Source organism: Bacillus sp. FJAT-26390, assembly GCF_001682865.1.
GTDB lineage: Bacteria > Bacillota > Bacilli > Paenibacillales > Paenibacillaceae > Pristimantibacillus.
Genome location: NZ_MAQX01000035.1, coordinates 70,387 through 84,733, shown reverse-complemented (window position 1 = coordinate 84,733; position 14,347 = coordinate 70,387). Strand labels below are relative to the sequence as shown.

The 14,347-nt window shown below is 49.6% G+C and carries 11 protein-coding genes; 9 read left to right on the top strand and 2 right to left on the bottom strand.

Features of this window, described 5'->3' with window-relative positions; translation table 11 throughout:
• Window positions 1-17 precede the first annotated feature (17 nt).
• Entirely contained in the window at window positions 18-1,151 is a 1,134-nt protein-coding gene (locus A7975_RS29560) for an alanine racemase (RefSeq protein ID WP_082198542.1), read from the bottom strand.
• A complete protein-coding gene (locus A7975_RS29555) occupies window positions 1,148-1,807 on the bottom strand; it encodes a helix-turn-helix transcriptional regulator (protein WP_053374280.1) in 660 nt (219 codons plus the stop codon). The genes A7975_RS29560 and A7975_RS29555 overlap by 4 nt, the downstream gene beginning before the upstream one ends.
• A gap of 162 nt (window positions 1,808-1,969) precedes the next feature.
• On the opposite strand from A7975_RS29555, the gene A7975_RS29550 reads away from it, so the two are divergent.
• The 9 genes from A7975_RS29550 (at window position 1,970) to A7975_RS29510 (ending at window position 14,328) form a co-directional block, all read left to right on the top strand.
• Window positions 1,970-3,745 carry a cache domain-containing sensor histidine kinase gene (locus tag A7975_RS29550; RefSeq protein WP_065387524.1) on the top strand — a complete coding sequence of 592 codons (1,776 nt, stop codon included), beginning with the start codon at window positions 1,970-1,972 and terminating at the stop codon, window positions 3,743-3,745.
• Window positions 3,742-5,280 (top strand): helix-turn-helix domain-containing protein, encoded by a 1,539-nt coding sequence (locus A7975_RS29545; RefSeq protein WP_065387523.1) that lies wholly within the window; start codon window positions 3,742-3,744, stop codon window positions 5,278-5,280. The genes A7975_RS29550 and A7975_RS29545 overlap by 4 nt, the downstream gene beginning before the upstream one ends.
• Window positions 5,281-5,377: 97 nt before the next feature.
• A complete protein-coding gene (locus tag A7975_RS29540; RefSeq protein WP_053374283.1) occupies window positions 5,378-6,706 on the top strand; it encodes an extracellular solute-binding protein in 1,329 nt (442 codons plus the stop codon).
• Between the two features lie 204 nt (window positions 6,707-6,910).
• Window positions 6,911-7,783 (top strand): carbohydrate ABC transporter permease, encoded by an 873-nt coding sequence (locus A7975_RS29535; RefSeq protein ID WP_053374284.1) that lies wholly within the window; start codon window positions 6,911-6,913, stop codon window positions 7,781-7,783.
• Window positions 7,784-7,800: 17 nt separating this feature from the next.
• Entirely contained in the window at window positions 7,801-8,682 is an 882-nt protein-coding gene (locus tag A7975_RS29530; protein WP_082198541.1) for a carbohydrate ABC transporter permease, read from the top strand.
• 409 nt (window positions 8,683-9,091) lie between these two features.
• On the top strand, window positions 9,092-10,186 hold the full coding sequence (locus A7975_RS29525) for a CobW family GTP-binding protein (RefSeq protein WP_065387522.1): 1,095 nt from the start codon (window positions 9,092-9,094) through the stop codon (window positions 10,184-10,186).
• Window positions 10,187-10,323: 137 nt separating this feature from the next.
• Entirely contained in the window at window positions 10,324-10,854 is a 531-nt protein-coding gene (locus A7975_RS29520) for a hypothetical protein (protein WP_053374286.1), read from the top strand.
• A 300-nt stretch (window positions 10,855-11,154) separates the two neighbouring features.
• Entirely contained in the window at window positions 11,155-13,653 is a 2,499-nt protein-coding gene (locus A7975_RS29515) for an EAL domain-containing protein (protein WP_065387521.1), read from the top strand.
• 147 nt (window positions 13,654-13,800) lie between these two features.
• The gene (locus A7975_RS29510; protein WP_065387520.1) at window positions 13,801-14,328 is read left to right on the top strand and encodes a sigma-70 family RNA polymerase sigma factor; all 528 of its coding nucleotides are present in this window, start codon (window positions 13,801-13,803) and stop codon (window positions 14,326-14,328) included.
• Window positions 14,329-14,347 lie beyond the last annotated feature (19 nt).

Genomic DNA, 14,347 nt, shown 5'->3' with positions numbered 1-14,347 from the left:
TTATCCTCCTCTTCTCGTTATTCGAGCATTCCGCGTGCCGCTACCGAAGTTTTGCGCAGCACGCCTGTCTCTTCCTTGATGTAGACGAAGTTGTGCAAATTGACAGTGCTGCAAATGTGATTAGGGATGATGCGAATGACATCACCCACCTTATAGGGCGATTCAGGCAGCACATGGATCATGCCATGCTCTTCATTCATTCGCTCAAGCACCGCATCGGCATCACCGATGACGTGCCCAAAACCTTTGAGGTTAAGCGGCGCATGGCCTGGCTGTACATCTGTAGCAAATGTTTTGCTGCCGCCATCAACAATGATTAGGTTCGGCGAAGGACGGCTGACGACTGTAACGTGCACGGCGCCGGCACATTCTTCAAGAGTGGTGATGCCAAAAACAGTCTGCATCCGGTCTTGATAAATGTAAGTGCCGGGGCGAACCTCCGTTACGCCTTCTACCTCAGCCGCGGCAACGGACGTAGGCGAGGAGCCGACGCTCACATCTTGTATCGCAATGCCCGCATTTCTTAGTTCAGCCGCGGCATCAGCCATTAAGCGGCCTTCTTCAAGACCAGCGGCTCTCACATCGAGCGTGGATGCACCGGCAACCATCGTGCCGCGATAGGTGAAGATGCCGCTAAGCTTAATCCCCGCAAGCTCGGTGATCTGCTTGGCGAGCTGCACGGCCGTTCCGATTGCTGCGCCGGTGCGCTTCAGCCCGGTGTCCAGCTCAAGGCGCACCTCTAGCTCAGCGCCTTCGCGGACAGCTACCTCGGAAATTCGCTCCGCGCCTTCCAAGCTGTCCACGCCAATGATTAGCCGAATGCCGGACAGGCTTAGCCGTGCGGCACGTTCAATTTTGGATTTTGCGATAATCGGGTATGCGACGAAAATATCGCGAATGCCGCTGCCCGCCATCACCTCAGCCTCGGAAATTTTTGCAACGGTAATGCCAGTGGCTCCGGCAGCGAGTTGACGTGCGGCCATTTCCGGCAGTTTATGCGTTTTGGCATGGGGACGAAGCTTTACGCCAAAGGGCTTTACCTTCTCCGCCATGGCAGCGATATTGGCATCGACAAGCTTGCTGTTGATGACAAGGCAAGGGGTTTCCAGCTCGCGGCCGTCATACAAATCTGCTTTCAAGTTGTCATTCATTCTACTGTTCCTCCTTCGCCGTCAGCGACTTTGGATTCCTCCAAATAGCTGTATAGCGTAAATTTAGAAATGCTCAGATAGCTGCAAACCTTCTCGCCTGACTTTTTAATGAGAAATGCGCCCTTTTGATCGAGCAATTGAATGATTTTGATTTTGTCTTCCTTGGTCATAGCCGCCGGCGGCTTGCCAATCGTTTCTTGTGCCTCTTGCAAAAGCGTATCAAGCAAATCGTTCACATTGCTGACGAAGGATTCCCGAACCGGCGTGAACCCGCTTGCCGTCAGCGATTGGAGCGTCTTCTCCGCCATCATCAGATCGGTGATATCGAAGTTGATGCACAGCGCTCCAATGATGCTGCCTGCGTTATTTTTGACATACATGGAGGTAGAACGGAGAATGCGCCCGTCCTTTGTCTGCGTCACATAATTATGGCGATTGTCGCCCTCCGACGTTCCCCGCATAATTTCGAGCCCGAGATTCGTTCCCGGATCTCCGACCTCACGTCCTGTTACATGGCCGTTCTCGATGACGACGATCGTGCTGTCCACCGGCTTCGACCAGTCATGGACGACGACCTCGCAGCGTTCTCCGAATTGTGCGGTAATGCCCTTGGCCATCTCTGTCAAAAAGACTAATTCCTGCGATATCGATTCCACCTGCGATCACACTCCCGTCTTCCATAAAGCCTCGTTGCCCACATGGTACTATGACTCGCGCAAAAAATCAAACAAAAAATCTGTTAACCTAAAAAAAAGTATGATAGGATATTTTTATTGTTTTATGATCCACAATAAGATATCAGAAGAGGGGGATGAAGCATGCGCTGGATCAGCAGCTCGTTGAAGAGAAAGCTGTCCTTTTTGCTGCTGCTATCGGTTCTGATTCCTCTGCTAGCGCTCGGTTTGTTCGCTTACAACATGGCGGCGACGGCTACGGAAGAGAAAGCGAAGCAGTCAGGCACAAGTATTTTGCGTCAAACGGGCACGAATCTTGAGTTCATTGTGCAGGACATCGAGAACATGTCGCTATTTCTGATCGGGCAAAAAGACGTCCAGCAATATTTAAGCAGCACTAGCGAAAATGCGGTCAAGCAGACGCAGATGATCGAATTTTTATCAAACCTCGTATTTTCCAAGGCCTATATATCCGATATTACGATTTATCCTCAAAATCAATCCCATCCCGTGTCCAATACGACGATTTTCGAGACGGGACTCGCTGAGCTGACGGGGCAGGATGTTCAGCATTATCAATCCAAAGTGAAGTGGTGGACGAGCCGCTACGAGACGAATACGGCTGCGGGAGTTAAGCAGGTAATCTCGCTAGTTAGGCCAATCCGCAGTCTGAACAGCTTTAAACAAATCGGAACGCTCGTCATCAGCTTGAACGAAAAGGCGGTAGCGCAGCTGCTTATGCAAGCGGGCATTCCGGCAGGCGGCTACGTCGTCTTGTCCAATCAGGACGGGCTTGTTTTGTCCGGCAGCGATAAGAGCGAATCGACAACAACGATGGAGAAGCTGCTTCCAGGGCTTACGGTCCACGGGAATTCCGGCACGCTTAATTATGGCAATGGCGAAAATAAGCAGACGATACTCTACGATACGGTAGCGGATGTGGGCTGGCGGCTGACCGGCGTCATGCCGTTCGCGGAATACAAAGCGCAAAACAATTACGTGCTCCAGCTGATGGCGATCGTTATTATTTTTTCAGTGCTGCTCGTCGCCGTGCTTGTCCTTTATTTCGTGCAAAGGGTAACGAATCCGCTCATCATGCTGACGCAATTTTTGAAGCATTCAAATCCAGAGGAGCCGATGCAAACGTATCCGGTGGAATCGATGGATGAGGTGGGCCAGCTCGTGCGCAGCTACAATAAGCTGAGCGAGCGGATCGAAGGGTTGACCGAACAGGTGAAGCTGGAGGAATCCTACAAAAAAGAAGCCGATATGCACGCGCTTCAGGCGCAAATCAATCCGCATTTTTTGTACAATACGTTGTCTTCGATTCATTGGATGGCGCTTATGAATCAGGATGAGAAAACCGCCGATATGGTGGGCAGCCTAAGCGATTTTATGCGGTTTAGCTTGAACAACGGTGAGGAATTTTGCTCGGTTGAGCAGGAGGCGGCGCATGCAGGCCACTATGCGAACATTCAATCGATTCGTTTTCCGAATAAATTTCAGCTTACTGTAGATATCGATCCAGAGCTGCTGGCTCAAACGATGCTAAAGCTGCTGCTGCAGCCATTAATCGAAAATGCTCTTATCCATGGCATTCAAAAGCAAGAGGAATTCGGCGAAATCAGAGTTGCCGCGCACAAGCAAGGGACTTATATCGCTTTTGCGGTTGAGGATACGGGCGTCGGCATCGATGCCGGGAAGCTGGCTGCTATTTATAAAGAGCTTCATGGTCCGGATGACCGAAAGCGCGAGCGTGAGCGCTTGGAACGCGGCAGCTACGGACTGCGCAACGTACATAAGCGGCTGCAGCTGCATTATGGCACGGAATCAGGTCTTCGCATTGAAAGCACGGAAAGAATCGGCACGCGCGTGTCCTTTTTGGTCCCGATGCTAAACGAGGGAGGAAAAGTCGAATGAAGCTGTTGATTGTAGATGATGAGGTCATTATTCGAACGGGACTTAGCACCGTTATTAAGTGGGCGGAGCTTGGCTATGAGCTGCTCGAGCCTGCCGCGTCAGCAGAGGAGGCGCTGCTGCGGATCGAGCAGGAACAGCCGGAAATCATATTGACAGACATTCAAATGACGGGTCGCAGCGGGCTGGAGCTTGCGGGCGAGGCGAGGCGTCTTCTGCCTGACAGCGAGGTTATTATTTTGACCGGATACGACCAATTTTCCTACGCGCAGCAAGCGATTCGTGAAGGAGCAGGCGATTATTTGCTCAAAACGAGCCGGCCTGATGAAATTATACGCGCGGTAAACGGGGCAAAGCAGCGGATTTTGCAAAAATGGGAGTCTTTGAAACGCGACCAGCTGCGCGACCGGCTTTTTGAGCGGCTTGTAGAAGGCACGGAGCTGGACAGCAGATCGGAGGATAAAGCCGCTAAGCTGCTGCCGCAGCTGAGAATGAACGAGAAGTCCTGCTATCAAGCAATTATCATCTCGGCTGAAGGCTGGGGCGAAGCGGCTGGGCATAGCTATTTACTGCTGTTTGCCGTTCACAATATGATCAGCGAGCTGATCGAAGGGGAAGCGCTTCTGCGTAACGACAGCCTAGTCGTCTTGCTCAGGCATGAAAGCCCTCGAGGGGATATTTTGCAGATTACGAGGGTGCTTGACCGGATCTCGCGCAAGCTAAAGTGCAAGCTGTTTGCTGCGGCAGGCTCGGTTGTTCCTGATTGGCGCAAAATGAAAGCCTCTTATGCCGAGGCGACTTATACGTCGTTGTACAAAGGAATAACGGCAGAAGAAGGACTGCTCTCCTATGAGGATATAAGAGGACGCCAAGGCGGTCGTACCGTCTGCTCGCAGGAGGAAGAAGGGCAGCTGACCGCTCTATTTCAAGAGGGAGATGCTGCGAAGCTGAGCCAATGGGTGCAGAAGCTAATCGAGCTTCAGCTAAAGGATTCGAGCACTACGCCGGAATCGCTGCGAAGATTTCTTCACTCGGTTCAAATATCCGCCTATCGCTGGGTCGAGCGAGTCGTCTCCGCGTATGGCGACGCTTCGATGCTATCTGGCGTGAAGCTGGCGCATAGCACGAGCTCGTCCTCCCAAACAGCTACCCGTGCGGAAACGCTGTTTGAACAGCTGAACGAGCTGATGGATATGTACCGGGAATCGGTAGAACAGGAAGGAATACCTTACATCAAGCGTTCAATCGCCTATATCCACGACCACTTGGACAAGGAGCTGACATTGCAGCAGGTTGCGAAGCATGTACACCTTAATCCCAATCATTTCAGCGAGGTGTTCAAACGGGAGACGGGCCAGACTTATATCGAATTCGTGACTCGGATGAGAATGGAACGTGCCAAGCGGCTGCTGGATGAATCGCCGATTAAAGTGAGCGAGGTAGCGGGCCGTGTAGGCTATGCGGATATGAAATATTTTAGCCAACTGTTCAAGCGCAGTACAGGCTATACCCCTTCAGAGTACCGTTCGAGAAGCTGAAGTTTATCTACCCTACTCCTGAGTTCTGTCCCCTGCCCATGTCTACTTCGTTTCCCTATACTCGGAGGTAAGACAAATATCAAGGAGGAAACATGACATGAAGAAAACATTATCAATCGCGATTATGGTCACTCTTATGATTTCAATTTTGGCAGCATGCGGCGGGACGAATAATAACGGCAAGACGAACGAGGGCGGCAATGAGCCGGCAGCGGAAAAGGTGAAGCTCAGCCTCTGGCATAACTTTACCGGAGAAGACCTTCGAGCGCAAACGATGCGCTCGATCATCGAGCAGTTCCAGGCGGATCACCCGAACATTACGCTCGATATTCAAGCAATTCCGCCGGACGGCTACAAGACGCGTCTCAAAACGGTCGCTGCGGCAGACGAAATGCCGGATGTATTCATTTTATCGAACGGCTCCATGACACAAGAGTTTTCCGCTGGCGGACTCATTCAACCGGTGAATGAACTGATTGACAGCCACCCGGATTGGAAAGAAGGCTTCATGCCGAACTCCTTCGATGCTTTTACAGTAGACGGCAAAATCTACAGCGCTCCAATGGGCTTGTCTCCAACATCGATTCTATACTATAACAAAACGATTCTCGAGCAAAACGGCCTAACCGTTCCAAAAACATGGGATGAGCTTCTGAACGCGATCAGCGTGCTGAAAGCAAAGAAAATTACGCCAATCGCACTGGGCAACAAAGCGGCGTGGCTGGCCCAATCCAGTATTTTCAGCTCATTGGCTGATCGCGTAACGGGTACAGAATGGTTCTTGAAGGCAGCTAGCCAAGATGGCGCGGCATTTACAGATCCTGAGTTCGTACAAGCGTTAACTTACATGCAGCAGCTTGGCAATGCCGGTGCTTTCCAAGACGGCTTCAACTCTATCGACAACACGCAAATGGAGCAAATGTTTGCCCAAGGACAAGCGGCAATGATGATCGACGGCGGCTGGGCATTGTCTAATCTAGCATCAAATGCTTCTGAAGAAGCGCTTAAAGCGATGGGTGCGACGGTTCTTCCTTCGGTTCCTGGCGGCAAAGGCGACCCTAACTCCCTATCAGGCGTAGTTGGCGTAGGTATGGGTCTTGGCAAAGATGCGACAGGCGCTAAAAAAGACGCGGCATTCGAGCTTATCTATGCAATGTCCGGTCCTGACGCACAAAAACGCACGCTTGAGAGCAACCAGCTTGTCAGCTACAAAGCAGAGCTTGATAAGAGCAAAGTATCTCCGATCTTCAGCGAAGTATATGATCTGGTAAACAAAGTGAAGATGACTCCGGTATATGACGGCAAACTAACCTCCGCAGGAGCAGATGCAGTAAACAACGGTCTGCAAGAGCTGCTGATGGGCGGCAAGCCGGAAGACATAGCCAAAAAAATCCAAGAGGCACAGGCGAAAGCGTTAGGCAAGTAATCAAGCGGTTTTATTAATAAAACATAAGGGCAGCGGTTATTTCCTGGCATAGCCCGGTGGAAGAGCAGACGGCTTGGAGCTGGGCTGCATGAAATAACCTGTCCCTTCGCTTGTTCTACGAAGCGGGTTTGCTGCAAAGATGCAAACCTTGGCTATTGCTTACGAAGTAGGTTTGCTTCGCAAACCTTGGAGGAGGAGACGAATATGTCATCATCTTTACGCACCAGAGGCTTTATCGCTATTGGACTTCTTCCGGCGCTTGCGCTGTTTATCTTTTTCGTGATCGTACCGATCCTTTGGTCGGCCTATTATGGCTTTTTCGATTGGAAGGGCATTGGTGCGATGCGGTTTATCGGATTGGATAACTATAAGGAGGTTTTGCAGGACCGGCTGTTCTGGCATTCGTTCAAAAACAACCTGCTTATCGTTGCCGCCTCCGTATTCGGCCAAGTCCCGATTGCGCTTTTGTTATCTTTAGTGTTGCTCAAGAACGGCTGGTTCCAGAAGTTTATCCGCGCATCTATTTTTATGCCGATGGTGCTCTCATCCGTCGTAGTCGGCATCATCTGGGGTTATATTTACCATCCTCAAATCGGCGTGCTGAACTTTTTGCTCGACAGCCTTGGACTCGGCAGTTGGAAGCAGCAGTGGCTGTCTGATCCGTCAATTTCGATGTATGCCATCATGGTTCCGATTATTTGGCTTAACGTAGGCCCTTATCTCATTATGTTTATTGCCGCTTTGCAAAATATACCGAGCGAAATCGACGACGCTGCCCAAATCGACGGCGCGCGCGGCTCACGCAAGCTTTTTTCGATCAAGCTGCCTATGATTTGGGACACGATTAAGGTTGCGGTAGTGCTTTGCATATCCGGCAGTCTTAAAGCGTTTGATCTGATTTATGTCATGACCGGCGGGGGACCAGCGAATTCGACTGAGCTGCTTGCCTCGTACATGTACAACAATACGTTCTCGATCTATCGTTTTGGTTACGGTAGCGCGGTATCCACGATGATTATTATCATCAGCTTGGTTCTCGTTGCAGGAAGCCAGTACCTTATGAAATCCAAAAAATAACGGAGGGGATCTTGCTTATGACTACGCCATCGATTAGCGCCGTTCAATCAGCCTCCTCCGGAGGATTAGGAACAGGTTTGCGCAAAATGAGAGGAAGCTTGTTAGCGATAGGTTTGACGATATACGCGCTGGTTACACTCTATCCGCTCATTTGGTTGTTTATTAGCGCTTTTAAAACAAATGAAGAGTTTTATTCCCGCCCATTCGGCTTGCCGGATGTTTGGAATTGGAGCAATTACGCACGCGCTTGGAAAGTAGCCGACATGGGCACAGCGTTCATGAACTCGGTCATCGTTACGGTAACAGCGCTTGTTATTACGCTTGTAATGGGCGCGTTATGCGCTTATGTCATCTCTCGCTTTCAATTCAAAGGCAAGCTGCTCGTGATGGGGATCTTTATGCTCGGCATGCTCATTCCTATCCATAGCACATTGGTTCCGCTGTTCATTTTGATGAACAAAATTGATATTTTGAACACCTACGCGGCTTTGATCCTGCCTTACACAGCGTTTGAACTGCCGATTGCGATCTTCGTCTGTGTAGCTTATATGAACAACTTTCCGAAAGAAATTGAAGAAGCTGCGATGATCGACGGGTCAGGCTACTGGGGGATCTTTCTCCGCATGATGCTTCCGTTGTCCCTGCCGGCGCTGGCAACGGTCGGTATCCTCGCCTTCTTGAGATATTGGAATGATTTCTCCTTCGCGCTCGTATTCATCAGCGATCCAGGCTTAAAGACGCTGCCGCTCAGCCTATCCATTTTCGCGACTGGCTACTCGACAGATTACAAGCTGACGATGGCAGCCATGGCGCTTGCCGTTGTGCCGACGATCATTGTCTACCTTATATTTCAGGAGCAAGTCATGAAAGGGATGACAGCGGGAGCTGTAAAAGGTTAATCATGCAAAAGGACGGTATCGTACCCTGGCGGGGGCGGTACCGCTTTTTGTGTTTTGCAGGATTGTGATTCAGGTGAGGTGGGTTTGCGGTAGCGGGAATTTGGTTTTCCGCAGCAGTAGCATGTCCGCGCCAACATCCGCTCACGCACCCCAACTTAAACGAAATAATGCACCCGTCTTCTATATTAAATAGAAGCTACGCTGTAGTTTAATCAATGATAATAGCTCGAATTGATCCGAGCAGCGGGCTACAATATAGTTAATACAATAGAAAGGCTTAAGTTGGCCGCCAGTCTTTTTTTATAAGGATCAGGAGCTTTTATCGCGAATAGATGAAAGAGCGTAACAATTACGATATAATAAGACCATTCATGCTTGGTTTAAAATATGGCATACGGGAGATATCGCAATGACGACAAATAAGGAACAAAATATACCGGTACATCTGCTGTCCGGATTTTTAGGGAGCGGCAAGACGACGCTGCTAAGAAGATTGCTTGACTACTACACGGCGCAAGGCTTGAAACCCGCCGTCATTATGAATGAGCTGGGGGATATTAATTTAGATGGTCAGCTGGTCGGCGACGAGGTGCCCATGGCGGAGATGCTAAGCGGCTGTATTTGCTGCACGATGCGCGGCGATTTGGGTATGGAGATCAGCGTGCTGATCAACGAGCATAAACCTGATGTCATTTTTATTGAATCAACGGGTGCCGCCAATCCGATGGAGACGTTGGATGGCGTAACGGAGGCGGCAATGTACAAGGCGATCGATCTGCGCAGCGTTATTACGGTAGTCGATGGGCCTGAGCTGCTGGCGCGCAGCCGGGATGGCAAAGGCCGCACGTTCAAGCTGATGCAGGAGCAAATCCGCTGCGCAACGATTTTGCTATTGAATAAGGCGGATAAGCTTGAGCCGGATCAGCTGGTGGAAGCACAGCAGCAGCTGCGCGAGCTAAACGCCCACGCTCAAATGATAGCGACCGTTCGCTGCGCGATTGACGATTGGAGCTGGCTGGAGGATGCGCAAGCAGATACACATTCGCACTTGCACCAGCAACCAGCCGTGGGAACGGGGCATAACGCCCAGCCAAATAACCATGAAGCAGACTCATGTTCAGTCACAGGCTGCACCCATCATGACCATCATCACGACCATCACCATGATGATGAACACAACCATTGCCAAACAGCCCATCATCATTCACATGACCATGTCATGGTAGTCACCCATTATTGGCGCAGTCCGGTAAGCAGCGAGGCATTTGAGTCATTGCTTCAGCGAATGCCGGCTAACATTTACCGCGCGAAGGGAATCGTGACATTTACGGATGCGCCAAGCCGGTTTCTTTTTCAATACGCGTATAAGGAATCCGACTTCATCCGAATTGATCCGCAGGGCGAAGTAAAGGACGTGGCTGTATTTATTGGAGAGCATTTCTCCAAAGCATGGCTGCTCCGGGAGCTGGAGGTTCTGGAGCAAGCGGAGCATACGGCTGATTAATAAAATTAATCGCAATCAGATGCTGTCGAAATTGCCATTATCATGTCTATTCACGTGAATGCTTGGGCAAAATAATCCAGATGAGGCATGAAAAGCAGCCTCTGCATCACGATAGCAATGGAAAGGTGTGGCAGCAAATGATTAGAAAATGGTTTATCCCCGCCGCGGCGCTTGCCGTGCTGTTTTCGGTCGCTCCCGTGTGGGCGGCAAAATCGATAACGGCTTTGCCGAATGCTTCAATAGTCGTTCAGCACCCTAAAGAGTCCGAAATGGACAGCGAGCATAAGCATCACAAGGGAAAAATGACGCGCAAGGATTTTGAAGCGTACCGGCTAGAGAAACTGAAGGAAATGGCGACCTACTTTGGCATTCAAACCGAAGGCAAAAACGCGGAGCAGCTGAAGAAGGAAGTTGAAGCGGCAAAGCTTGCCAATAAAGATAAGTGGGAAGCGTTCAAAGCGGAGCATCAAGCGAAGCGTCTGGAGCATTTGCGCAAAATAGCCGAGGAGCATGGCATTAAAACCGAAGGCAAAACGTCGGATCAACTGCGCGAAGAGCTATACCAGCTTCATGGCGGAAAAGGCAAACGTCCTCATCGTTTAGAGGATCATGACCGCGCGATTGAAGATAACGAGGATAAACAGAAGGAAAAGAAAAACCAAGTTTAACAAGCCTAACGAAGCGCCGCTCAGTCATTGACTGGGTGGCGTTTTTTTATATGCGGGAAAGGGAAAACAGGCAGCTGGAATAACTTGCTAGAGCGCCGATTTAAAAATAGAGCCAACCGACTCTTGCGGTTAATAAGAGTAGGTGTCAAAAGTAGTTTTTTGTCGAAATATATAGTGTTTTTATCCTATCTTTATCATTGTGTTTGGTGCAAAATGTCAAGTATACTAGAACCAAATCATAATTTGACATATTGCGTCGATTATTTCGCTTTCTCCGACAACAAGGGGCTGATAGATGAGATGAGAAAGATTAGGCTAAGCATTGCGCAAAAATTAATACTGTCTCTTGGCCTGCTCGTTATTCTTTCATTTGGTATTTTGGTACCCGCCCACCTCAATAAACTATATCACTCGAATCTTCGCGAGAGCGAGCTGCTCGCCCAAACGGAATCAATGGCATACATAAATCCTTTCTCCAAAACAATGGACCAGACGATGGCAATGCTAAGCACGCTTGAAGCAACAATGCTTCAAAGGAAACAAAGCGGATTGCAAAATCGCGAATACATCGTCGATTTGCTCCAGCAGGTGCTAGAGAGGCAACCTGAAGTGCTTGGCGTCTATACGTTATGGGAGCCAAATGCGTATGATGGGCAGGATGAGCTTAACCGCAGCAAAAACAGCTATGATGATGCAACTGGCCGATTTATACCTTACGCCGTACGCAAGGACGGGGACGGCTCCATTAAAGTTATTGCAATCGAGCATTATGAGGATAAGGTAAGCGGGAGCTTCTATCAAATTCCGAAGATAACGAAGTCCTTTTCCTTAATAGAGCCGTATTCTTATGACATAGATGGAGAGCCCGTCCTGATGATATCGCTAGTGCTGCCTATTTTGAATGAGCAAGGCGACTTTTTGGGGATAGTGGGAGCGGATATTTCATTAGAGTCGGTTCAAAAGAAAATTGAAGCATTCCGGCCGCTAGGCGGTTATGCGAGTATCGTTACGACCGAAAATAGATATTTGGCTAACGGCAGCAATCCACGGCTTGTGAACGCTCCCTATCGGCTATGGTCGGGGATCGATGAGCTTGAGGCTATGAAAGGAACGACGCTGCGGCTTGGCTATACGCCCGAAACCGGTTACTACGGAACGGTGCTTCGGATGTTTTACCCGATTCAAATCAACAATGTACTCTGGCATATTGAAACGGTTATTCCCAAAAAAAATATGCTGTCGGACTATTATAAAAGCCTTCGGGAATCGGTTTTCATAACAGCTTTTGCCCTGCTGCTTATGACGTTCGTGATGGTATTGCTTGTTCGGAAGATCATCTTGGTTAACATTAACAAGGTCGTTCAAGCAACCTATGCGATCGCCATGGGTGAAGAAGAGCATCAGCTCAGCATCAAAACGAATGATGAATTTGAATTTATGGCGAATCACTTCAATAATATGCTGGCGCAGAGGAAGGATGCGGCGCGGCTGATCGAGTACCAATCTACGCATGATTTAATGACGGGCTTGCCTAATCGCAACGCTTATCGACGTTATATGGAGGGGAAATCTGCGGAGAACGGCTGGACGCAGGGGGCAGTTGCTTTATTATTTATTGACCTTGACCGGTTCAAAATGATAAACGATACGCTCGATCATGCAATGGGCGACCACTTGCTTAAGCAGGTAGCAGAACGCATCGTGCATGCAGTTGGCAGCGAAGGACGCGTATTTTGGTTCGGGGGCGACGAGTACATTTCGCTTTTGGAGAGCGTGAATCAACTGCATCAAGTGATGCATCTTGCGGAAGAAATATTGTCGGTCATAGCGGAGCCGATCAGGCTCAAGGATCGAATGTTCTACATCACGGCTAGCATCGGAATAAGCATCCATTACGAGTTCACGCCTGGCACGGCGGATCAGCTCGTGAAGGAAGCGGACATTGCGATGTATGTCGCCAAGAAGGAACGCAACACGAGCAAAATCTATGCTTCTTCCATGAATGATGTGCCCAAGAAGGAGCTTATTTTGGAGAACAGCATGTACAGGGCTTTAGAGCATGGTGAATTCATGTTGTACTATCAGCCTAAAATTGACGTAGCTACTGGAGCCATCTATGGGGCAGAAGCGTTAATACGCTGGAGGCATCCAGAGCTTGGCATGGTTTCGCCGCTTGATTTTATCCCTATTGCGGAGAAGACAGGTTTTATTATTCCGCTCGGCGAATGGGTGCTTTACACCGCCTGCCAGCAAATTAGCGAATGGGAGCGGATGGGCTTGCCTTCGTTGTCGGTGAGCGTGAATATGTCGATGATTCAATTCCAGCAGAAGCAAATCGTCCATACGATTGAACGCATCATTTCTGAAGCGGGCATCCGTCCCGAGCAGATCGAGCTCGAAATTACCGAGTCGATCTTCATGGACAACCCTGCGCACACGATCAAAATATTGCATGAGCTGCAGCAGCTTGGCGTTAAGCTGTCGCTTGATGATTTTGGCACCGGCTACTCGTCGTTAAGCTATTTGCAGAACATTCCGCTTCATACGCTGAAGCTCGACAAATCGTTTATCAACGGCATCGTAAGCGACTTTAAGAAGCAAATGATATTCAAATCGGTTATCGTCATCGCGCATAATTTGAATTTGAGGGTTGTGACCGAGGGCGTGGAGACGCAAGAGGAGCTGAATATTATATCCGATCATAATTGCGATGCGGTTCAAGGTTATATTTTTAGCCCGCCTGTTCCAGCGCCTAGATTCGTACAGCTTTATATGGAGCATAATAAAGAAGAAGCTTAATAGACAATCCGTCTCCCGTTTGCACGAGGAGGCGGTTTTTTTCATATCGGATCGTAAAATAAAATTTTTTTGCAGAAGCTGTTACAAAATGAAGGGAGACTACGTCTTCCTTATAGCTTGAGCAAAAAACGTAAGGAGGACAACGGAATGGAACATTCGGCGCCGGATTTGTTTCGTCAACAATTTAATGAGCATTATCCGTCGGTAAGACGCAAGCTGATTGCGCTTATTCGTGATGAAGCAGCCGCTGAGGATCTCGCTCAGGAAACATTTCTAAGGCTCTACCGGACTCCACCGGATCAGCCCGAAGCAATCGGAGGCTGGCTTCATCGGGTACTGACGAGGCTTGCCTATGACTATATGGATAAGAAATCACGAGAGCGCGCACTAACGCAGAAGCAGGAGCAAAGCATGATGGCGCAGCCGCAAGCGGCTCCGTCCAATGAGGAGCAGGTTATCGACAAAGGCGAGCAGGAGCAGGTCAGGGAGTGGCTGGATTCGCTGCCCGAGCGTGATAAGCAAATGCTGCTGCTGCGATATGAAGGTTATAGCTACGCGGAAATAGCCGAACAGCTTCAAATACGCCAGCCGCAGGTCGGCATGATGCTTCGCAGAGCCGGCGAGCGGCTGAAGCGGCATGCGCTCAAAGCAGAAGGCGCGATGTCTAGTGAGTAAACCTTTTAGGAGGAGTTCG

Coding starts and splice junctions, on each gene's coding strand:
- A7975_RS29560 (WP_082198542.1), bottom strand. CDS start 1,151: ATGAATGACAACTTGAAAGCAGATTTGTATGACGGCCGCGAGCTGGAA.
- A7975_RS29550 (WP_065387524.1), top strand. CDS start 1,970: ATGCGCTGGATCAGCAGCTCGTTGAAGAGAAAGCTGTCCTTTTTGCTG.
- A7975_RS29545 (WP_065387523.1), top strand. CDS start 3,742: ATGAAGCTGTTGATTGTAGATGATGAGGTCATTATTCGAACGGGACTT.
- A7975_RS29540 (WP_053374283.1), top strand. CDS start 5,378: ATGAAGAAAACATTATCAATCGCGATTATGGTCACTCTTATGATTTCA.
- A7975_RS29535 (WP_053374284.1), top strand. CDS start 6,911: ATGTCATCATCTTTACGCACCAGAGGCTTTATCGCTATTGGACTTCTT.
- A7975_RS29530 (WP_082198541.1), top strand. CDS start 7,801: ATGACTACGCCATCGATTAGCGCCGTTCAATCAGCCTCCTCCGGAGGA.
- A7975_RS29525 (WP_065387522.1), top strand. CDS start 9,092: ATGACGACAAATAAGGAACAAAATATACCGGTACATCTGCTGTCCGGA.
- A7975_RS29520 (WP_053374286.1), top strand. CDS start 10,324: ATGATTAGAAAATGGTTTATCCCCGCCGCGGCGCTTGCCGTGCTGTTT.
- A7975_RS29515 (WP_065387521.1), top strand. CDS start 11,155: ATGAGAAAGATTAGGCTAAGCATTGCGCAAAAATTAATACTGTCTCTT.
- A7975_RS29510 (WP_065387520.1), top strand. CDS start 13,801: ATGGAACATTCGGCGCCGGATTTGTTTCGTCAACAATTTAATGAGCAT.